A 20,440-nucleotide genomic window follows, 5' to 3' on the forward strand; every position below is an offset into this window, starting at 1 on the left:
CGGGGTCCACCGGGGCAGGATTACAGCCCCTGCATCAATGCCATCTGCGCAGAATGCGGGGCTTCGTCGTGCGCCGGCGCACGCTTGTGGTAGACGCCGTCGGCGTCCAGTTCCCAGGCGTTGAGGTTGTCGTCCAGGTAGTTCTGCAGGACCTCGCGGTACACCCGCTTGGCCAGTTCCGGATCGAGGATCGGGAAGCAGGTCTCGACCCGGCGCAGCAGGTTGCGTTCCAGCCAGTCGGCGCTGGCGCAGTACATCTCCGGCGCGCCGTCGTTGCCGAACCAGTAGACGCGGCTGTGCTCCAGAAAGCGGCCGACGATCGAGCGCACGCGGATGTTGTCCGAGACACCCGGAACGCCCGGACGCAGGGTGCAGGCGCCACGGATGATCAGGTCGATCTGCACGCCGGCCTGCGACGCGGCGTACAGCGCGCGCACCACCTGCGGTTCGTTCAACGCGTTCATCTTGGCGATGATCCGCGCTGGGCGGCCGGCGGCGGCGATGCGCGTCTCGCGCTCGATACGGCCGAGGATGCCGGTGTGCAGGGTGAAGGGCGACTGCAGCAGGCGCTTGAGCTTCATCTTCGAGGCCAGCCCGGACAGCTGCTGGAACAACAGGTGCACGTCATTGCCGATGTCCGGATCGGCGGTGATCAGGCTGATGTCGGTGTACGCGCGGGCAGTGCCGCTGTGGTAGTTGCCGGTGCCCAGGTGCACGTAGCGGCGCAGCTTGCGGCCTTCGCGGCGCACGATCAGCAGCATCTTGGCGTGGGTCTTGTAGCCGACCACGCCGTACACCACCTGCACCCCGGCCTCCTGCAGGCGATCGGCCAGGCCCAGGTTGGCCTCTTCGTCGAAGCGCGCACGCAGTTCGACCACTACAGTCACGTCCTTGCCGTTGCGCGCGGCCTGGATCAGTGCGTCGACGATCAGCGAATCCTTGCCGGTGCGGTACAGCGTCTGCTTGATCGCCAGCACGTTGGGATCGATCGCCGCCTGCCGGATCAGGTCCAGCACCGCGGTGAAGGCATCGAACGGGTGGTGCAGGAGCAGGTCCTGGCGCGCCGTGGTCTCGAAGATGCCGTCGCTGTCGCGCAGTGTGCGCGGGGTCATCGGCGGGTATTTCAGGTCCGGCTGCGCGATCAGGTCGTACAGCTGGATGATGCGGTTGAGGTTGACCGGGCCGTCGATGCGGTACACCGCGTTCTCGGTCAGGCCGAAATTCTGCAGCAGCGTGCGCACGATCTCGCGCGGCATGTCGTGGGCGATCTCCAGGCGCACCGCCGGCCGGTAGCCGCGGTCGACCAGTTCGTCGCGCAGCGCCAGCGCCAGGTTCTCCACTTCCTCCTCGTCCACCACCAGCTCGGAGTTGCGGGTGACACGGAACTGGTAGGCACCCTGGACTTCCATGCCCGGGAACAGCTCATCGACGAAGGTCGACAGCACCGAGGACAGGAACACGAAGTTCTGCGATCCGCCGAGCTTCTCCGGCAGCTGGATGATGCGCGGCAGCGAGCGCGGCGCACGCACGATCGCCAGGTGGCCGGCGCGGCCGAACGCATCGGTGCCCTTCAGCACCACCACGATGTTCAGCGACTTGTTGAGGATCTTCGGGAACGGGTGCACCGGGTCCAGGCCCAGCGGCGACAGCACCGGCATGATCTCGTTGCGGAAGTAGGCGCGCAGCCAGCGCCTCTGGCGGTCGGTCCAGGAATGGCGACCGAGCACGCCGATGCCGGCCTCCATCAGCGCCGGGCGCAGCGTCTCGTTCCAGCAGCGGTACTGCTGGTCCACCAGCTCCGCAGCGCGGTCATGGATGGCGTTGAGGATGGCCTGCGGGCTCATGCCGTCCGGCGCCGGCGGCAGGCCGAATTCCTGCGCGTGGCGCACGGCGGCGGCACGGATCTCGAAGAACTCGTCGAGGTTGGTGCAGGAGATGCACATGAAGCGCAGGCGCTCCAGCAGCGGCACCTGCGGGTCCATGGCCTGCGCCAGCACGCGGAAGTTGAAATCCAGCTGCGACAGCTCGCGGTTGATGTACAGCGACGGGTCGCGCAACGGATCGTTGTCCGGGCTCACGGGGAGGGGGAGGGATCCGAGGCTGCTCATGGCGTCATTCTTCGATGGAGGTCAGGGGGGCGGACTCGCGCGGGCGCACGTGGTCGGCATCGAAATGGCAGGAGAACACCGAGCCCTTGCCGACTTCGCTTTCAATCTCCAGCCGTGCGTGGTGCAGGCCGAGGATGTGCTTGACGATGGACAGGCCCAGCCCGGTGCCGCCGCTCTCGCGCGAGCGGCTGCTGGACACACGGTAGAAACGTTCGGTCAGGCGCGGCAGGTGGGTGGCGGGAATGCCGTAGCCGGAATCGCGCACCGCCAGCACGGCGCCGTCGCCTTCGCGGCGGAACTCCACCGCAATGCGGCCCCCGGCCGGGGTATAGCGCACCGCGTTGGTGACCAGGTTGGAGAAGGCGCTGTGCAGTTCCTTGGTCGAACCCTGCAGGTCGACACCGGCCAGATCATCGATGCTGATCTGGTGGCGGCCCTGGCTGTGCGCCTCGGCCTCGCGGCGCAGGGTCGCCAGCATCGGCTGCATGGCCACGGTCTCTTCCTCGCTGTGCTCCTGCGATTCCAGCCGCGACAGGGTCAGCAGGTCTTCCACCAGCTGGGCCATGCGCTGGCTCTGCTTGCGCATTTCTTCCAGCATCGGGCCGGTGCCGGGGAAGTCCTCCGGATCCATCATGTCCAGGTAGCCGTGGACCACGGTGAGCGGCGTGCGCAGCTCGTGTGAAACATTGGCCACGAAGTCGCGGCGCACCTGTTCCAGGCGCAGCAGCTTGCTGACGTCGCGGGCGATCAGCAGCCAGTAATCCGACGAATAGGGAATCAGGCGCAGGTTCAGGCGGATCGCCGGATCGACCGGCGAGGGCACGTCCAGGATCGGTTCGGCATTGCGGCCACCGGCCAGCCAGTGGGCCAGCGGCATCGGCTGCAGGCGTTCGACCAGGGCCTCGCCAAGGTCGCCGGGATGGTGCAGGCCGAGCAGGGCGGTGGCCGCTTCGTTGAACCACTGCACGCGCTGGCTGTTGCGGTCCAGCACCACCACCGCGTCGGGCAATGCGGCGGCGGCGGCGCGGTAGCTGCGCAGCATGTCCAGCAGGCGGCGCTTGCGCACGCGCATTTCCACCTGGTTGCGATACAGCAGGCGGTCCAGTTCGTTCCAGACGCCGGTGCCTTCTTCGGCGGTGTCCCAGCGCTGGCGTGCGGTCAGGCGGCGCAGCACGCTGCGCAGGCGCCAGTAATGCCAGGCCAGGGTGGCCAGCGCGCCCAGCGCGATGCACAACCACAGATGGCCCGTGAACCACCCCACCAGTCCGGCGAACAGCAGTACCGCGGCAACGGTGGCCAGGGTCTTCAACCAGGCAGAGCGGATGTGGCGGGGCATTGCGGTCTCGTCGTTGAGGTGCGGCGGTTCACTGGAGTGAACCAAGGGTTATAGCAGAGTTGCCGGCACCGGCACCCGCAGGTGCGCGGTGCCGGCACGACGAGACTCAGGTGGCAGTGGAGAACCGGTAGCCGGCGCCGCGCACGGTCTGCACCATGTTCTCGGCGTTGAACGGTTCCAGCGTCTTGCGCAGGCGGCGGATATGCACGTCGATGGTGCGCTCCTCCACGTACACGCTGCCACCCCATACATGGTCCAGCAGCTGCGCGCGGGTGTAGACGCGCTCCGGATGGGTCATGAAGAAGTGCAGCAGGCGGTATTCGGTCGGGCCGATCGGCACCGGCTGGTCGTTGGCGAACACGCGATGGGCGGCGCCGTCGATGCGGATCGGGCCGACTGCCACGCTGCCGTCCTCGTCGTCCTCGCGGGCACGGCGCATGACCGCACGGATGCGCGCCAGCAGTTCGCGCGCCGAGAACGGCTTGACCACGTAGTCGTCGACGCCGGCTTCCAGGCCACCGACGCGGTCGTTCTCTTCGCCGCGGGCGGTCAGCATGATGATCGGCACTTCGCGGGTCAGCGTTTCCTTGCGCCAGCGACGGGCCAGGTCCAGGCCGCTGGTGCCGGGCAGCATCCAGTCCAGCAGGATCAGGTCCGGAACGCGGTCGGCGATCGCGGTCTGGGCCTCCCGGGCATCGCCGGCGTGGACCGGTTCGTAATCGCCCTTGCGAAGGGCGAAGGCGACCATTTCACGGATCGCGGGCTCGTCATCGACGATCAGGATGCGTTTCTGCACGAGGACACCGTAGGGCTCGGTTACTGGAGTGGTGCCAGTAGACTACGGTTTGATGACATGTTTGTGACTGCCCGGCCGGAACCGGCCTGGATTGCCATCGGCCGGTCATGCAGCGCTCAGCGCCGGTCCAGGTCCGGGTCCTGCACGCCCTGGCGGCGCAGCTCCAGCACGGTCGGGGTGATCGCTTCGATGCGGGCATCGACCCGCGCGCGGCCAATGTAATCCAGCGCCGGGTTGCGCTTGAGCGCCTGCAGCTGCAGCAGCGCCTGTTCCGGCCGACCGCTGAGGAAGGCGGCCTCGGCATAGGCCTCGCTGGCACGCACGCTGTCGCCGGCCAGCTCGCTGGCGCGGGCAAAGCGCTGCTGGAAGACCGGATCGTTACCGCTTTGCGACAACAGGGGGCGCAGCATCGCCTGCGCGCGCTGGCCGGCCTCGCGGTTGCCCTGTTCGTTCAGGATCTCGGCATAGGTCAGTGCTACCGGGCGGCTGTTGGGGTGTTCGCGCAGCAGCTGCTCGAAGCGGCTGTTGGCCTGGGCCGCCTGGCCTGCCCGCGATTCCGCTTCGCCCAGGCCCAGCGCCAGCCACAGGTTGCCGGGATGGGTCTGGAGCAGGCCGGCCAGGGTCTGCCGGGCCTGGCCGGCGCCGGCACGGCCACCGCGCATGACCGCCAGCGCCTGGCCATAGCGCTGCGCATCGTTGAGACCGTCCTTCTGCCGCTTGGCCAGGTCGGCATACTCGCGTTCCAGCTCGGGGGTGGAATCCGCGCTGAGCACGCGCAGGCGCTCACGTGCCCAGTCGAAGTCGCCGCTGGCGCCACGGTTGAGCTGGCCGATCGGGAGGCGCAGCACACTGCTGGGCAGCAGCGGGTTGTTGCCGCGCAGCAGCGGCTCGCCCAGGCTGGGATCGGCCGGGTCCACCCGCTCCTTGCGCTCGCCGGTGGGGGTGCTGGTGGTCAGCAGCACTGTATCCTTCTTCATCTGCTCGGCGCGGGCCTTGGCTTCGCTGATGCGGGTGATGTTGACCGGGTGGGTGCGCAGGAACTCGGGCACGCTGTAGCCCCCTTCGTTGCCACGCATGGCCGCCGACATCCGTTCGAAGAAGCCGGCCATGGCATCCACGTCGTAGCCGCTGCGCGACAGGGTGCGGATGCCCAGGCGGTCGGCCTCGGACTCGTTGGAGCGGGTGTAGTTGATCTGCCGTTGCTGCATCAGGCCCATGCCCGAGCTGATCGCGGCCATCGTCGCGTTGCCGGACGACGTGCTGTTGCTGGCCTGGGCGGCCACCACCGCTGCCAGCATGCCCAGCAGGATCGGGATCTGGTCACGCTGGGCGCGCTCGACGCCGCGCAGCACATGCTGCTGGGTGACGTGGGCGATTTCGTGGGACAGCACCGCAGCGACCTCGTCCTCGCGCTCGGCGGTCAGCACCAGGCCGGCATTGACCCCGATGTAGCCGCCCAGCGTGGCGAACGCGTTGATCTGGCGGTCGTTCATCACGAAGAAGGTGTACGGCTGCCGTGGCTGGTCACTGTTGGAGCCGAGACGGGTGCCCATGGTCTGCAGCCAGTCGTTGACCAGCGGATCTTCCAGCAGGTAGCCGTAGTTGCGCAGCTCGCGCAGCATCATCGCGCCGTACTCGGCCTGGCGGGCCGGGGTCAGCAGCTCGCCGGCCGAGGAGCCGATGTCGGGCAGCTTCTCCTGGGCCTGGGCCAGCGGCATGGCCAGGGCCAGGGTGACGGCGGTAGTCAGCAGCAGGGCTCGCAAGCAGGAGTTCCTCGGGCGGGGCGCGCCAAGCGTGGCAGGGCGGGGGGCAACCATTCGTTAATCCACAGTGTTGCGGCCGTGGCGTGGAAATTCCAGCGCACCGGTACCATATGTAGACCGTCGATCCATCGTGGAGTTTCCCGTGACAGCCCAGACCGCCGGCGGTGCCCCCGCCATCACCATCTATTCCACCGCCGTCTGCCCGTACTGCGTGGCCGCCAAGAACTTCCTGAAGAGCAAGGGCCAGCAGTGGACCGAGGTCCGCATCGACCTGGACCCGGCCGAGCGCGAGAAGATGATGGCGCTGACCCGCCGCACCAGCGTGCCGCAGATCTTCGTCGGCGACGTCCATGTCGGCGGCTACGACGACATGATGGCCCTGCACCGTGAAGGCAAGCTCGAGCCGCTGCTGGCCGGGCAGGGCCAGGCATGAGCGCGGCCGACGACGGCAGCAAGGACCGCATCGCCGAGTTCACCGAGTTCCGCAAGCGCATGAACGAGCGGATCCTGGGTGAGCCGAACCAGGTGGTGCGCCGCTTCTTCGCGCTGGACACGCAGACCTACCAGGCCGGCGCGCTGGACGTGAAGACCAAGGAGCTGCTGGGCCTGGTGGCGTCGATGGTGCTGCGCTGCGACGACTGCATCAGCTATCACGTGGCCCAGTGCAAGGACGCCGGCGTGACCCGCGAGGAGTTCTTCGAGACCTTCTCGGTCGGCCTGGTGGTGGGCGGATCGATCGTGATCCCGCACCTGCGCCGCGCGGTTGACTTCCTCGACCAGCTTGAAGGTGGCGCCGCCGCCCCGGCAGCGCACGAGCACTGAGGGGCGTGCCGGCCGCTGGCCGGTATTCCCTGAATCCGGCATGGCCGGGGTTGCCGGCCAGCGGCCGGCATTACCGCACCCGCGAGGGGCCTTCTCCACGATCCAACAGCCCAGGAGGCCCCTTGTTGTTCAAGGGGGCGCGCCGACAGGCGCGGGGATAAGGCGGAATGCGCGGGCAATTCTGCCTGGGCCGGGCACTGGGACCATGGTCTATTTGGGACCTCGGCCCCGGCTCAGGCATAATTGCCGGTGAAACTTCCTTTGCGCCGGCGTTTCCGGGCACGTCCGGACGGCGTTTTTCCCCCTGTTCGGAACATCGATCAATGACGCAGAAAATTACGGTCATCCGCGGCGACGGCATTGGCCCGGAAATCATGGACGCCACCCTGTTCGTGCTCGACCAGCTCAAGACTGGCCTGGAGTACGAAGACGCCGACGCCGGCCTGGTGGCCCTGGAAAAGCACGGCGACCTGATGCCGGCAGTGACCCTGGAATCGATCGCGCGCAACAAGGTCGCGCTGAAGAGCCCGCTGACCACCCCGGTCGGTGGTGGCTTCACCTCGATCAACGTCAGCCTGCGCCGCCACTTCGACCTGTACGCCAACGTGCGTCCGGCCCACACCTTCCCGAACACCAAGTCGCGTTTCGACAACGTCGACCTGATCACCGTCCGTGAGAACACCGAAGGTGCCTACCTGGCCGAAGGCCAGGAAGTGTCGGCCGACGGCGAAACCGCCTTCTCCGGCACCCGCATCACCCGCAAGGGCTCCGAGCGCATCGTGCGCTACGCCTTCGAGCTGGCCAAGAGCACTGGCCGCAAGAAGGTCACTGCCGTGCACAAGGCCAACATCATCAAGTCGACCTCGGGCCTGTTCCTGAACGTCGCCCGTGAAGTCGCCGCACAGTACCCGGAGATCGAGTTCCAGGAAATGATCGTCGACAACTGCTGCATGCAGCTGGTGATGCGTCCGGAACAGTTCGATGTGATCGTCACCACCAACCTGTTCGGCGACATCATCTCCGACCTGTGCGCCGGTCTCGTCGGCGGCCTGGGCCTGGCCCCGGGTGCCAACATCGGCAAGGACGCGGCGATCTTCGAAGCCGTGCACGGCACCGCGCCGGACATCGCCGGCCAGGGCAAGGCCAATCCGTGCGCGCTGCTGCTGGCAGCCGCGCAGATGCTGGACCATGTCGGCCAGCCGGAAAACGCCGAGCGCCTGCGCAAGGCCATCGTGGCGACCATGGAAGCCAAGGATTCGCTGACCGGCGACCTGGGCGGCACCGGCACCACCATGAGCTTTGCCCAGGCCATCGCCAGCCGCCTGTAAGCGGCCGGCCGACCTCGGTTGGATCCACAGCGGGGCGCCTTCGGGCGCCCCGTTGCGTTGTGGGCCGGCCCGGTAGATCCACGCCGTGCGTGGAATGACGGGGCCTTGGTCCGCAGCCACCCATGGGGTGGCTCTACAGGGAAATTGTCTGTGCGTACATTGCACAGATCATGTGCCGCTACGCGGCTGGTTCGTGCGTCATGCGCTCCGCATCCTGTGCCCACTTCCCAACGCACTGGAGCTCGAACATGAACCTCACCGCCTTCGGCCTGGCCAGCCTGATCGGCATGGCCACCACCGCCCCGGTCGCCGCCGCCGAGCCGGCCCATCCCACCATCCGCCACATGGCTGGCGCGCCGGTCGCGACCTCGCTGGATGCGGCAAAGACCGCCGTGCTGGTCATCGACTTCCAGAATGAGTACTTCGATGCCACGGCCGCACCGGGCTTTGCCGGTGGCCGCATGGTCATTCCCGATGGCGTGGCCGCGCTGCGGCAGGCGAAGCGGGTGGTCGAATTCGCCGATGCCCATGGCATCCGCGTGATCCATGTGCAGCACGTGCTGCCGGCGGGTGCGCCGCTGTTCGCACAGGGCAGCGTCAATGCTGCCTTCCATCGCGACCTGCAGCCGCGCCAGGGCGAGACCGTGGTGCAGAAGGACAATGTCAGCGTGTTCGCCGGCGCGTCCTCCACCGTGCTCGACCCGCTGCTGAAGAACGCCGGCATCGACACCCTGATCGTCACCGGCCTGCAGACCCATGCCTGCGTGGCTGGTGCCGCGCGCGACGCGGCGGCCGCGCCCCGTGGTTACCGGGTGATCGTCTCGTCCGATGCCAGCGCCAGCCGTGACCTGGACCTGGCTGGCGGCCGGCGCATCGGCCATCGCACGCTGCATGAAGCCGCTCTGGCCCAGATCGAGGACGCCTTCGGCGATGTCATGACGACTGACGCGATCCTGGCACTGCCGGTGCGCAAGGCCGGCGACGGCGCTTGATAAGCTGGCGGGGCCCGCATGCCGCGGGCTCCGCCACGTGGAGCTGCCCGCCGATGGATCACTTCGCTGCCCTGCGTGCACTGCGCGCCATCGTCGATGCGGGCAGCTTCACCGCGGCAGCCGAGCGCCTCGGTACCACCCACTCGGCGATGTCGCGGCAACTGCGGCAGCTGGAAGAACACCTGCAGGTGCGCCTGCTCGATCGCAACAGCCGCCGGCTGTCGTTGACCGAGGCCGGGCGCGACTACTACCGTGAGGCGGCAACGCTGCTGGACCGCCTGCAGGAAGCCGACGACCGTGCCCGTGCCGGGCAGGCGCAGCCCAGTGGAAGCGTGCGGATCAGCGTGCCGCAGGTGGTGGCCAGCCAGGAGCTGCCGCACTGGCTGCCGTCATTCCTGCAGCGTTACCCCCAGGTCACGCTGGACCTGTCGGCCGATGACCAGCTGGTCGATGTGGTCGGTGGTGGTTTCGACCTGGCCCTGCGCATCGCGGCTTCTCTGCCGGACAGCCAGCTGGTCGCGCGCGAGCTGGCCAGCTGCCCGCGCATCCTGGTCGCCGCACCGGCCTACCTGGCACACCACGGACTGCCGCGGCAGGCAGCGGACCTGGCTCATCACACGCTGCTGGGTTTCAGTCCCACGCCAGCAATGCCGCCCTGGCAGTTGCAGGGGCCGCGCGGCGCAACCGCGAGCATCGAAGCCGGGCAGCGCCTGCGCGTGGATGCCACGCCCGCACTGTACGCCGCCGCGCTGGCCGGCATGGGCATCAGCCTGTTCACCGCCTTCACCGTGCAGGAGGATCTGCGCGCCGGTCGTTTGATCCGCGTGCTGCCGGCCTGGCATGCGGGCCAGCGACGCTACTTCGCGCTGTACCCGCATGCACGTGCACTGGCGCCCAAGGTGCGTGCGCTGGTCGAGCATCTCGCGGCGCACTACGCTGCACAGGTGAGCGCGGCAGGGTAGTCGCGCGGTTGCAGCCGGGGTGATGATGGAGTCGGTGTATCTGCTGGTCGCGCTTGGCGCGATCGTCGCCGGATTCGTACAGGGCCTGTCCGGTTTCGCCTTCGGGATGGTAGCGATGTCGTTCTGGGCATGGGGGCTGGAGCCGCGACTGGCCGCTGCGCTGTCGGTGTTCGGCGCGCTGGTCGGTCAGCTGGTGGCCGTGTTCACCGTGCGGCGTGGCTTCAACCTGCGCCTGCTGCTGCCGTTCGTGCTGGGCGGCCTGGCGGGCATTCCGCTCGGCGTGATGGTACTGCCACACCTGGACATGGACTGGTTCAAGGCGCTGCTGGGCGGCTTCCTGGCGCTGTGGTGCCCGGTGATGCTGATGGCGCGATCATTGCCGCCGATCCGCGTGGGTGGTCGCATCGGTGACGCGATCGCCGGCATGGCAGGTGGGGTGCTCAGCGGCATCGGCGGTTTCGCCGGACCGGTGCCGACGCTGTGGAGCACGCTGCGTGGCTTCGGCAAGGACGAGCAGCGCGCGGTCATCCAGAACTTCAACCTGGCGATGCTGGCAGTGACCATGGCCACCTATGTCGGCAGCGGCCTGGTGAGCCGGCAGATGCTGCCGTACTTCGCCATCGTGGCGCCGGCGATGCTGGTGCCGACCCTGCTGGGTGCGCGCGTCTACATCGGCATCAGCGAGGCGCGCTTCCGGCAGATCGTACTGAGCCTGTTGACCGCGTCGGGCATCGCATTGCTGGCGTCGTCGATGCCGGCGCTGCTGGCGCGGTCGTAACCGGTTGAACGTCAGGTCGGGCGGAACATGCGGAAGCGCTGTCCGGCGCCGATGCGGAAGTAGTCGGCAGGCCCGCCGCCGCGCAGGATCGGGGCCGCCGCAGCGGTGTCGTAGATGCCATCGACCAGCAGCCGTTCATCGATATGCACCGTCACCACTTCGCCCAGCACCAGCCAGCCGTTGGTGTCCTGGCCGGCGGCATCGCGCAGGCGGACGATCTGCGTGCAGCGGCATTCCATGCTTACCGGGCTCTGTGCCACGCGGGGCGGTGTGACCTGCGTTGAGGCCAGTGGCGTCAGGCCGGCAAGGACGAACTCGTCGACATCCGGCGCGACCGCACGGCAGCTTTCGTTCATCGCCTCGGCCAGGTCGAAGGTGGCCAGGTTCCAGACGAATTCACCGGTGGCTTCGATGTTGCGCAGCGAGTCTTTGCGGCCCTGGCTGGAGAAGCCGATGATCGGCGGGGTGTAGTTGAAGGCGTTGAAGAAGCTGTAGGGCGCCAGGTTCAACGTGCCCTGTGCGTCGCGGCTGGAAATCCAGCCGATCGGGCGCGGGCCGATGATGGCGTTGAACGGGTCATGCGGCAGACGGTGGCCCTCTGCCGGGCGGTAGCTGTGGAAGGTGTCGGGCATGGGGGCAGGGGACGTGTGGGCTTGCTCGACTCTACAAAAAAGCCGCGACCCTTGCGGATCGCGGCTTGTCTTTCTCGGCGTGGCTGGACTCAGCGCTGCTGGATCTTCGACAGCAGGCGCAGGAACTCCACATACAGCCAGACCAGGGTCACCATCAGGCCGAATGCGCCATACCACTCCATGTACTTCGGCGCGCGCTGGGCCACGCCGGTTTCGATGAAGTCGAAGTCCAGCACCAGGTTCAGCGCCGCCACGACCACCACGAACAGGCTGAAGGCGATGCCCAGCCAGCTGGAGTCGTGGATCACCGGCACGTTGATGTTGAAGAAGCCCAGCACGAACGAGGCCAGGTAGAGCAGGGCGATGCCGCCGGTGGCGGCGACCACGCCCATCTTGAAGTTCTCGGTGGCCTTGATCACGCCGCTGCGGTACGCGAACAGCAGCGCAAACAGGGTGCCGAAGGTCAGCAGCACGGCCTGGAACACGATGCCCGGGAACTTGGCGTTGAACACGGCCGAGATGGCGCCGAGGAACACGCCTTCCACCAGCGCGTACATCGGCGCGGTGACCGGCGACCATTCCTTCTTGAAGATGGTGATCAGCGCCAGCACCAGGCCGCCGATGCCGCCGCCCAAGGCGTACAGCTTGGCCGCGTCCATGACCTGGCCGTAGTCGTCGATGGTCTGGTTCCAGGCGAAAGCGGCCGTCAGCACGGTCAACAGCAGCAGGAAACCGGTCTTGTTGACGGTGCCGTTGAGGGTCATTGCCTGGTCGGGGCTGGTCACCACCGAACCGCTGGCAAGGTCGAGGAAGGTCGACTCGGAAAGAGCCGGGTTGCCGCTGCGCATGCGTGTTCTCCGTGCGAATGAGGGTCAGGACGGCCATCCGGCCGATGGGCGTGAGCATAGCCGATGACTGCTTTCGGCGTTGTGGCAGGCCGCGGAACTGCGCATCCTTCGTTGACAGTTCCCAACGCGCTTGGCGACAATGACCAACTCCCCGGGCCTGACCCGAGGGGATTGCAAGACCGGGGTATAGCGCAGTCTGGTAGCGCGCCTGCTTTGGGAGCAGGATGTCGGGGGTTCGAATCCCTCTACCCCGACCAATCCCACGTCACGTCGGATTGGACACCGTTCCGGTTCGGGCGCCCGTAGCTCAACTGGATAGAGCACCGGCCTTCTAAGCCGGCGGTTACAGGTTCGATTCCTGTCGGGCGCGCCATTGGCGGGACAGCGGGATCGCATCGGCGGATGTGAAGAAGTGCTTGCAAAAGCGTAAAGACTCCACCAGAATATCGGACTCGCTTCGGCGGACCGGAACTTCGGTGACAGTCTCCAGGCAAGGTTTCAAGGTTCCAGTGCTGGCGGTATCGGCGGTGGAGCGAAAGTTTCAGTGGTGGCTGTAGCTCAGTTGGTTAGAGTACCGGATTGTGATTCCGGTGGTCGGGGGTTCGAATCCCCTCAGCCACCCCACTGATTCAACCGCATCGGCGCAGCCGAAACGGTATTGCAATAAACAGAAAGCACGCTACAATGTGCGTCTGAGTTTCACGGGCCGTTAGCTCAGTTGGTAGAGCAGTTGACTCTTAATCAATAGGTCCAAGGTTCGAATCCTTGACGGCCCACCAAGACGGAAGCCACCTGGTACGCCAGGTGGCTTTTTTCTTATAGGTGTGACCCTTTCGTTTCAATGGGCCACACGTTGCAGGGCCCCGCCTGGCGTGGATCTGCAGCGCATCGGGATCGCAGTGCTGGTTTCAACGATGTTGAAGAAAGTGCTTGCACCCACCGAGCGGATCGGGTCATAATTCGCGCCCCGATTTCGGGCTGTTAGCTCAGTTGGTAGAGCAGTTGACTCTTAATCAATAGGTCCAAGGTTCGAATCCTTGACAGCCCACCAGACGAAAGCCACTTGGTCATCCAGGTGGCTTTTTTCTTGCCCGCACGCCGGGTTGCGCTTCATCCACGCATGGCGTGGATCCACTGAAGCAGTGCTGAAATCAGGGGCATACGCGTCATCAGTGTTTTCAATGCTGTGCACTGCTTCTCACCGCATGGCGTCCTGCATCGCACCCAATAGATCTTCCGCGCCGATGGCGCATGCAGGAAGGAAGATGTTGATGGCTGAGATCACTCGATTGCACGGCACGGTGTGGATTCCCTTCGCGTTGATGGCACTGGCGGCCTGCACGCCGGGCAATGATCCCGCGCAGGCCGTCGAGCGTGATGCGGGCGCAGAGCGCATTCCGGCGCGCCAGATCGACGACGCCATGCAGTTGCGGCCGGCCCGGCCCGCGGAGGGGGAGGTCCTGCCCGGCGCGGTGGACGTACAGCGCAATGCGGACGGTTCGGTGGATGTGCGCAGGGCTGCGCCGGCGTCGGTGGCCCTGCGTCGCACCGACGATGGGGGCGTGGAGGTCCGGAAGGTGGACGCGGCCGTCGACCCGGGCTCAGGCGCGGCGCCGGCCCGCACGGTACCGCAGCAGTAGGCTGCGGCCAGCCCGGCGGGTCGCGCACCCGCCGGGCTGGCCGCGATGCAGCGATGGCGCGGAGCGTAGTGGATTCAGCTTTGTGCAGGCCTTCCGATTCCAGTCGCCGCCTGCGACAATGAACACCTGTGCCGGCCACGCGAAAGTGGCGGAATTGGTAGACGCCCTGGATTTAGGTTCCAGTGCCGCAAGGCGTGGGGGTTCGAGTCCCCCCTTTCGCACCAGTGCTGGCTTGTCCCCGCCCTGATCGGGCCATCGGCGCCCCCTTGACCGGCACGCGCTGGCAGTGCAGGCCGAATTGGGCGAAACTAAAGGGCTGCGGCAAGCAGGCGCGTCCCAGACGTCGTGTCCTAACAACCGTTTCATCCCAATCATCGAGCCGGGGGCCTGGGCCACCGGTGGCAGGAGTCAACATGCAAGCTTCGATCGAATCCACCGGCAACCTGGAACGCCGCCTGAGCTTCTCGCTGCCGGAAGAGCGTCTGCAGAGCCACATCGCCGGCCGCCTGGGCGAAATCGCCCGTACCACCCGCATCAAGGGGTTCCGTCCGGGCAAGGTGCCGGCCAAGGTGATCGAGCAGCGCTTCGGCGCGCAGGTCCGTGGCGAGGCGCTGGACGGCCTGCTGCGCGAGACCTTCGACGCGGCCGTGCGCGAGCACGACCTGCGCGTCGTCGGCAGCCCGCGCATCGACAAGGGCGACGAGGGTGAGTTCTCCTTCGTGGCCACCGTGGAAGTGGTGCCGGACTTCGGCGACATCGACGTCAGCAAGCTGACCGTCGTGCGCCACACCGCCGAGATCACCGACGCCGACATCGACCAGATGATCGAGAACCTGCAGAACCAGCGTCGCACCTGGGCCCCGGTCAGCCGTGGCGCGCAGGACGGCGACCTGGTCGCGGTGGAAACCTGGTCGCAGGCCGGCGAAGAGCGCCTGCCGGCCGAGGGCACCGAGAAGGGTTCGATCGTGCTCGGCCAGGGCATGATGTTCGACACCATCGAAAAGGGCCTGGTCGGCCTGGCCAAGGGCGAAGAGAAGACCCTGGACGTCGAGTTCCCGGCTGACTGGCGCGTGCCGGTGCTGGCCGGCAAGACCGTGCAGGTCACCGTCAAGGTTGCCGAAGTGTCCGAGCCGGTCGTGCCGGCGGTCGACGAAGCCTTCATCAAGAGCTTCGGCGTGAAGGGTGGCGACGTCGAGCAGTTCCGCAGCGACATCCGCGCCAACCTGGAGCGTGAGCTGAAGGGCGCGCTGATGAACCGCCTGCGCCGCGAAGTGGGCGAGCAGCTGATCGCGGCCTACTCGTCGGTGGAAATGCCGCCGCGCCTGGTCGAGAACGAAGCCCGCGCCATGCTGGCCCAGCAGGTCGAGCAGCTGCGCCGCAACGGCCAGAACGTCGGCGAGATCCCGGCCGATGCCCACGAAGGCTTCAAGGACGCCGCCGCCAAGCGCGTGCTGGTCGGCCTGCTGGTCGGTGAAGTGGCCCGCATCAACGACCTGCGCCTGGAAGCCAAGCGCCTGAACGAAACGATGCGTCTGATCGCCTCGACCTACGAAGAGCCGGAGCAGGTCATTGAGATGTACCGCAACGACCCCCAGCTGATGTCTGGCCTGCAGAACCGTGTGATGGAAGAGCAGGTGATCGACTGGATCGCCGAGCGTGCCCAGCACACCGAAGAGAAGCTGTCGTTCCAGGACGCGATCCGCCAGTAAGCCGGCGGATCACCGGATGCCCCGCGCCTTTGCCGGCGCGGGGTTGTTGCCCCCCAAGATAGGTACCTCACGTAATGGACAACCGAACCAAAGCCCTGAACCTGGTTCCGATGGTGGTCGAGCAGACCAGCCGCGGCGAGCGTGCCTACGACATCTATTCGCGCCTGTTGAAGGAGCGCCTGATCTTCCTCGTGGGCCCGATCGACGATCACATGGCCAACGTGGTGGTGGCGCAGTTGCTGTTCCTGGAATCGGAGAACCCGGAAAAGGACATCAACATCTACATCAACTCGCCGGGTGGCGTGGTCACCGCCGGCATGGCGATCTACGACACCATGCAGTACATCAAGCCGAATGTGAGCACCACCTGCATCGGCCAGGCCGCCTCGATGGGCGCCCTGCTGCTGGCCGCGGGCGAAGCCGGCAAGCGCTATGCGCTGCCGAACTCGCGCGTGATGATCCACCAGCCGCTGGGCGGCTACCAGGGCCAGGCCACCGACATCGACATCCACGCGCGTGAGATCCTGACCCTGCGTTCGCGCCTGAACGAGATCCTGGCCAAGCACACCGGCCAGTCGCTGGAGACGATCGCCCGCGACACCGAGCGCGACAACTTCAAGAGCGCCTTCGAGGCGCAGGCCTACGGTCTGGTCGACCAGGTCCTGGAGCGTCGTCCGGATGAGTCGATCCAGGCCGGTTGACCGGCCTTCACGGGGCCAGGGAGGCCCCGTTCCTGCAGGGTCGGGCGGGACTGGTGTCCCCTCGGCCCTGTGCTATTCTCGAATCGAACCCCCGTTCAGCGGGTGGGGTAACTGGGTAAGCGAAGCATGAGCGAAGACCGCCAAGGTCGTTCCACGGACACCGGCAAGATCCTCTACTGCTCTTTCTGCGGCAAGAGCCAGCATGAAGTGCGCAAGCTGATTGCGGGTCCGAGCGTATTCATCTGCGATGAGTGCGTGGAGCTGTGCAACGACATCATCCGTGAGGAACTTGAGGAAAAGGCGCAGTCGGCGCGCAGTTCGCTGCCCAAGCCGCGCGAGATCCTCGAGGTCCTGGACCAGTACGTGATCGGCCAGAACCGCGCCAAGCGCACCCTGGCCGTGGCCGTGTACAACCACTACAAGCGCATCGAGAGCCGGCAGAAGAACGACGACGTCGAACTGGCGAAGTCGAACATCCTGCTGGTCGGCCCGACCGGTTCGGGCAAGACGCTGCTGGCCGAAACCCTGGCCCGCCTGCTCAACGTGCCGTTCACCATGGCCGACGCCACCACGCTGACCGAAGCCGGTTACGTGGGCGAGGACGTGGAGAACATCATCCAGAAGCTGCTGCAGAAGTGCGACTACGACGTCGAGAAGGCACAGCAGGGCATCGTCTACATCGATGAAATCGACAAGATCTCGCGCAAGAGCGAGAACCCGTCGATCACCCGCGATGTGTCCGGCGAAGGCGTGCAGCAGGCCCTGCTGAAGCTGATCGAAGGTACCGTGGCCAGCGTTCCGCCGCAGGGCGGGCGCAAGCATCCGCAGCAGGAATTCCTGCAGGTGGACACCAAGAACATCCTGTTCATCTGCGGCGGCGCGTTCGCCGGGCTGGACAAGGTGATCCAGGCCCGTTCCACCGACGTCGGCAGCATCGGCTTCGGCGCCAAGGTGAAGAGCAGCGAGCGCAAGCAGGAAGTGGGCAAGGTGCTGGCCGAAGTCGAGCCGGAAGACCTGATCAAGTTCGGCCTGATTCCGGAGTTCGTCGGCCGCCTGCCGGTGGTGGCGACCCTGGAGGAGCTGGACGAGCCGGCCCTGATCAAGATCCTGACCGAGCCGAAGAACGCCATCACCAAGCAGTTCAAGAAGCTGTTCGAGATGGAGAACGTCGAGCTGGAGTTCCGTCCGGACGCGTTGTCGGCCATCGCCAGGAAGGCGCTCAAGCGCAAGACCGGTGCCCGTGGCCTGCGCACCATCGTCGAATCGGTCCTGCTGGACACCATGTACGACCTGCCGTCGCAGGAAAACGTCAGCAAGGTGGTGGTGGACGAATCGGTGATCGAGCACAAGTCCGAGCCGTACCTGATCTACCAGACCCCGGCGGTCCCTGAACAGAAGGCCGCAGGCGCCGAGTGATCCTTCCAGGTTGTTGATTGGAAAGGATTTTCAAGGAATGCCTTGCATCTGAAAGCCGATGGCCCCATAACGGGGCCATCGGCTTTTTTTGTCTCCGGAAGATGCCCTCCCGGAGGCGGTTTTCCCCCTTCCCTGGAGCCCCCATGGCCCGTTCCCCAAGTGAAACCCTCGACCTGCCGGTCCTGCCGCTGCGCGACGTAGTGGTGTTCCCGCACATGGTCATTCCGCTGTTCGTCGGCCGTGACAAGTCCATGCACGCGCTCGAACAGGCAATGGAGGCGGACAAGCGCATCCTGCTGCTGGCGCAGAAGTCGGCCGAAACCGACGACCCGCATGCGGCCGACCTCTACCAGGTCGGTACGCTGGCGCAGGTGCTGCAGCTGCTGAAGCTGCCCGACGGCACCATCAAGGTGCTGGTCGAAGGCCTGTCGCGCGTGCAGGTCACCCACGTTGACGAGCGCAACGGCTCGCTGCACGGCCAGGCCGTGGAGATCGACGCCAGCGACGAGCGCGAAGCGCGCGAGGTCGAGGCGATCGCCCGCTCGCTGATGTCGCTGTTCGAGCAGTACGTGAAGACCAACCGCAAGCTGCCGCCGGAACTGCTGCAGACGCTGTCGGGCATCGATGAGCCGGCGCGCCTGGCCGACACCATCGCCGCGCACATCAGCGTGCGCCTGGCCGACAAGCAGCGCCTGCTGGAAACGCTGGCCGTCGGTGACCGCCTGGAGATGCTGGTCGGCCTGGTCGACGGCGAGATCGACGTGCAGCAGATGGAGAAGCGCATCCGCGGCCGCGTGAAGTCGCAGATGGAGAAGAGCCAGCGCGAGTACTACCTCAACGAACAGATGAAGGCCATCCAGAAGGAACTGGGTGACCTGGACGATGCGCCTGGCGAGCTGGAAGAGCTGGCGCGCAAGATCGCCGAGGCCGGCATGCCGAAGGCCGTTGAGGCCAAGGCGCGCAACGAGCTGAACAAGCTCAAGCAGATGTCGCCGATGTCGGCCGAAGCGGCGGTCGTGCGCAACTACCTGGAGTGGTTGCTGGGCGTGCCGTGGAAGAAGCGAAGCAAGGTTCGCAAGGACCTGAAGGTGGCGCAGGACACCCTCGATGCCGATCACTACGGGCTGGAGAAGGTCAAGGAACGCATCCTTGAATACCTGGCGGTGCAGTCGCGCGTGAAGCAGATGAAGGGCCCGATCCTGTGCCTGGTCGGGCCGCCGGGCGTGGGCAAGACCTCGCTGGGACAGTCCATCGCCAAGGCCACCAACCGCAAGTTCGTGCGCATGTCGCTGGGCGGCGTGCGTGACGAGGCCGAGATCCGTGGCCACCGTCGCACCTACGTCGGTTCGATGCCGGGCCGCATCGTGCAGAACCTCAACAAGGTCGGCAGCAAGAACCCGCTGTTCGTGCTCGACGAGATCGACAAGATGTCGATGGACTTCCGCGGCGATCCGTCCTCGGCGTTGCTGGAAGTGCTCGACCCTGAGCAGAACAACGCGTTCAACGACCACTACCTGGAAGTGGACCTGGACCTGTCTGAAGTGATGTTCGTGGCCACCTCGAACTCGCTCAACATTCCCGGCCCGCTGCTGGACCGCATGGAAGTGATCCGCATCCCCGGCTACACCGAGGATGAGAAGCTCAACATCGCCACCCGTTACCTGGTGCCCAAGCAGGTCAAGGCCAACGGCCTGCAGCCCGAAGAGCTGGAGATCGGCAGTGACGCCATCCAGGACATCGTGCGCTACTACACGCGCGAGTCGGGCGTGCGCAACCTGGAACGCGAGATCGCCAAGATCTGCCGCAAGGTGGTGAAGGAGATCGCGCTGGCCGGCCCGCAGCCGGTGAAGGCGAAGAAGGGCGCGAAGAAGAAGGCGCTGGTGAGCGTGTCCAGCAAGAACCTGGACAAGTACCTGGGCGTGCGTCGCTTCGACTTCGGCCGTGCCGAGGAAGAGAACGAGATCGGCCTGGTCACCGGCCTGGCCTGGACCGAGGTGGGTGGCGATCTGCTGCAGATCGAATCGACGCTGGTGCCGGGCAAGGGCCAGCTGATCCTGACCGGCCAGCTCGGCAACGTGATGAAGGAATCGGCTTCAGCGGCGCTGTCGGTGGTGCGTTCGCGCGCCGTCGGCTTCGGCATCGACAGCGACTTCCTGCAGAAGCACGACGTGCACCTGCATGTGCCCGATGGCGCTACGCCGAAGGACGGCCCGAGTGCCGGCGCGGCGATGGTCACCTCGCTGGTATCGATGCTGACCAAGGTGCCGGTGCGTGCCGACGTGGCGATGACCGGCGAGATCACCCTGCGTGGTCGCGTCACGGCCATCGGTGGACTGAAGGAGAAGCTGCTGGCCGCACTGCGTGGCGGAATCCGCACGGTCATCATTCCCGAGGAGAACCGCAAGGACCTGGCCGACATCCCGGCCAACGTCACCCGCGATCTGGAGATCGTGCCGGTGAAGTACATCGAAGAAGTCCTGGACCTGGCGCTGGAGCGTCCGTTGGCACCGAAGAAGGCGCGCAAGAGTGCGCAACGTGTCACGGTGCGCAGCAAGGCCAAACCGAGTGGAAACGCGCGCGTCAAGCATTGACGCGCGCTGTCCAATGGC

17 protein-coding genes and 6 tRNA genes are annotated in these 20,440 nt (G+C 66.3%); 17 read left to right on the forward strand and 6 right to left on the reverse strand.

Annotation, left to right across the window (positions count from 1 at the left end):
* Window positions 1-20 precede the first annotated feature (20 nt).
* The 4 genes from ppk1 to VG556_RS19910 all read right to left on the reverse strand — a co-directional run bounded on the left by ppk1 (window position 21) and on the right by VG556_RS19910 (window position 6,057).
* Entirely contained in the window at window positions 21-2,108 is a 2,088-nt protein-coding gene (gene ppk1, locus VG556_RS19895; RefSeq protein ID WP_032955925.1) for a polyphosphate kinase 1, read from the reverse strand.
* 4 nt (window positions 2,109-2,112) lie between these two features.
* Window positions 2,113-3,444 (reverse strand): phosphate regulon sensor histidine kinase PhoR, encoded by a 1,332-nt coding sequence (gene phoR, locus VG556_RS19900; RefSeq protein ID WP_005415460.1) that lies wholly within the window; start codon window positions 3,442-3,444, stop codon window positions 2,113-2,115.
* A 106-nt stretch (window positions 3,445-3,550) separates the two neighbouring features.
* Window positions 3,551-4,240, reverse strand: a complete 690-nt coding sequence (gene phoB, locus VG556_RS19905; protein ID WP_005408258.1) for a phosphate regulon transcriptional regulator PhoB — start codon at window positions 4,238-4,240, stop codon at window positions 3,551-3,553.
* A 116-nt stretch (window positions 4,241-4,356) separates the two neighbouring features.
* Complete coding sequence (locus tag VG556_RS19910) at window positions 4,357-6,057, reverse strand: M48 family metalloprotease (protein ID WP_169410554.1); 1,701 nt, start codon at window positions 6,055-6,057, stop codon at window positions 4,357-4,359.
* Window positions 6,058-6,145: 88 nt separating this feature from the next.
* Between VG556_RS19910 and grxC the strand changes: the two genes are divergently transcribed.
* The 6 genes from grxC to VG556_RS19940 all read left to right on the forward strand — a co-directional run bounded on the left by grxC (window position 6,146) and on the right by VG556_RS19940 (window position 10,885).
* Window positions 6,146-6,436, forward strand: coding sequence for a glutaredoxin 3 (gene grxC, locus VG556_RS19915; RefSeq protein ID WP_004154541.1), 291 nt, complete (start codon window positions 6,146-6,148; stop codon window positions 6,434-6,436).
* Window positions 6,433-6,825 carry a carboxymuconolactone decarboxylase family protein gene (locus VG556_RS19920; protein WP_004154542.1) on the forward strand — a complete coding sequence of 131 codons (393 nt, stop codon included), beginning with the start codon at window positions 6,433-6,435 and terminating at the stop codon, window positions 6,823-6,825. Before grxC ends, VG556_RS19920 begins: the two co-directional genes overlap by 4 nt.
* Before the next feature lie 323 nt (window positions 6,826-7,148).
* Complete coding sequence (locus VG556_RS19925) at window positions 7,149-8,153, forward strand: isocitrate dehydrogenase (RefSeq protein ID WP_014036138.1); 1,005 nt, start codon at window positions 7,149-7,151, stop codon at window positions 8,151-8,153.
* A 248-nt stretch (window positions 8,154-8,401) separates the two neighbouring features.
* Entirely contained in the window at window positions 8,402-9,145 is a 744-nt protein-coding gene (locus VG556_RS19930) for a cysteine hydrolase family protein (RefSeq protein ID WP_014646091.1), read from the forward strand.
* 53 nt (window positions 9,146-9,198) lie between these two features.
* On the forward strand, window positions 9,199-10,107 hold the full coding sequence (locus VG556_RS19935) for a LysR family transcriptional regulator (RefSeq protein WP_032961780.1): 909 nt from the start codon (window positions 9,199-9,201) through the stop codon (window positions 10,105-10,107).
* A 25-nt stretch (window positions 10,108-10,132) separates the two neighbouring features.
* Window positions 10,133-10,885 carry a sulfite exporter TauE/SafE family protein gene (locus tag VG556_RS19940; RefSeq protein ID WP_049407513.1) on the forward strand — a complete coding sequence of 251 codons (753 nt, stop codon included), beginning with the start codon at window positions 10,133-10,135 and terminating at the stop codon, window positions 10,883-10,885.
* 11 nt (window positions 10,886-10,896) lie between these two features.
* Here the strand turns inward: VG556_RS19940 and VG556_RS19945 are convergent, their stop codons facing one another.
* Together VG556_RS19945 and VG556_RS19950 are read right to left on the reverse strand one after the other, a co-directional pair.
* Entirely contained in the window at window positions 10,897-11,517 is a 621-nt protein-coding gene (locus tag VG556_RS19945) for a flavin reductase family protein (protein WP_014646094.1), read from the reverse strand.
* 89 nt (window positions 11,518-11,606) lie between these two features.
* The gene (locus VG556_RS19950) at window positions 11,607-12,365 is read right to left on the reverse strand and encodes a Bax inhibitor-1/YccA family protein (RefSeq protein WP_032961785.1); all 759 of its coding nucleotides are present in this window, start codon (window positions 12,363-12,365) and stop codon (window positions 11,607-11,609) included.
* 180 nt (window positions 12,366-12,545) lie between these two features.
* Here VG556_RS19950 and VG556_RS19955 point away from each other — a divergent pair.
* The 11 genes from VG556_RS19955 to lon all read left to right on the forward strand — a co-directional run bounded on the left by VG556_RS19955 (window position 12,546) and on the right by lon (window position 20,422).
* Window positions 12,546-12,622, forward strand: a tRNA-Pro gene (locus VG556_RS19955).
* Window positions 12,623-12,661: 39 nt separating this feature from the next.
* Window positions 12,662-12,738: transfer RNA gene (locus VG556_RS19960), tRNA-Arg, on the forward strand.
* Between the two features lie 174 nt (window positions 12,739-12,912).
* Window positions 12,913-12,989, forward strand: a tRNA-His gene (locus tag VG556_RS19965).
* A 79-nt stretch (window positions 12,990-13,068) separates the two neighbouring features.
* Window positions 13,069-13,144: transfer RNA gene (locus VG556_RS19970), tRNA-Lys, on the forward strand.
* 196 nt (window positions 13,145-13,340) lie between these two features.
* Window positions 13,341-13,416: transfer RNA gene (locus VG556_RS19975), tRNA-Lys, on the forward strand.
* Between the two features lie 220 nt (window positions 13,417-13,636).
* Window positions 13,637-14,005: a hypothetical protein gene (locus tag VG556_RS19980; RefSeq protein ID WP_100449487.1), complete on the forward strand. Its 369-nt coding sequence runs from the start codon at window positions 13,637-13,639 to the stop codon at window positions 14,003-14,005.
* Between the two features lie 139 nt (window positions 14,006-14,144).
* A tRNA-Leu gene (locus VG556_RS19985) sits at window positions 14,145-14,229 on the forward strand.
* A 189-nt stretch (window positions 14,230-14,418) separates the two neighbouring features.
* Window positions 14,419-15,714, forward strand: a complete 1,296-nt coding sequence (tig, locus tag VG556_RS19990; RefSeq protein WP_032961818.1) for a trigger factor — start codon at window positions 14,419-14,421, stop codon at window positions 15,712-15,714.
* A 74-nt stretch (window positions 15,715-15,788) separates the two neighbouring features.
* Window positions 15,789-16,415, forward strand: a complete 627-nt coding sequence (clpP, locus tag VG556_RS19995; protein ID WP_019659528.1) for an ATP-dependent Clp endopeptidase proteolytic subunit ClpP — start codon at window positions 15,789-15,791, stop codon at window positions 16,413-16,415.
* Between the two features lie 126 nt (window positions 16,416-16,541).
* Window positions 16,542-17,831 (forward strand): ATP-dependent Clp protease ATP-binding subunit ClpX, encoded by a 1,290-nt coding sequence (clpX, locus tag VG556_RS20000; protein WP_014646099.1) that lies wholly within the window; start codon window positions 16,542-16,544, stop codon window positions 17,829-17,831.
* 143 nt (window positions 17,832-17,974) lie between these two features.
* The gene (gene lon, locus VG556_RS20005; RefSeq protein ID WP_014646100.1) at window positions 17,975-20,422 is read left to right on the forward strand and encodes an endopeptidase La; all 2,448 of its coding nucleotides are present in this window, start codon (window positions 17,975-17,977) and stop codon (window positions 20,420-20,422) included.
* Window positions 20,423-20,440 lie beyond the last annotated feature (18 nt).

It is taken from the genome of Stenotrophomonas sp. CASM106 (assembly GCF_049384825.1).
GTDB classification, from domain to species: Bacteria; Pseudomonadota; Gammaproteobacteria; order Xanthomonadales; family Xanthomonadaceae; genus Stenotrophomonas; species Stenotrophomonas muris.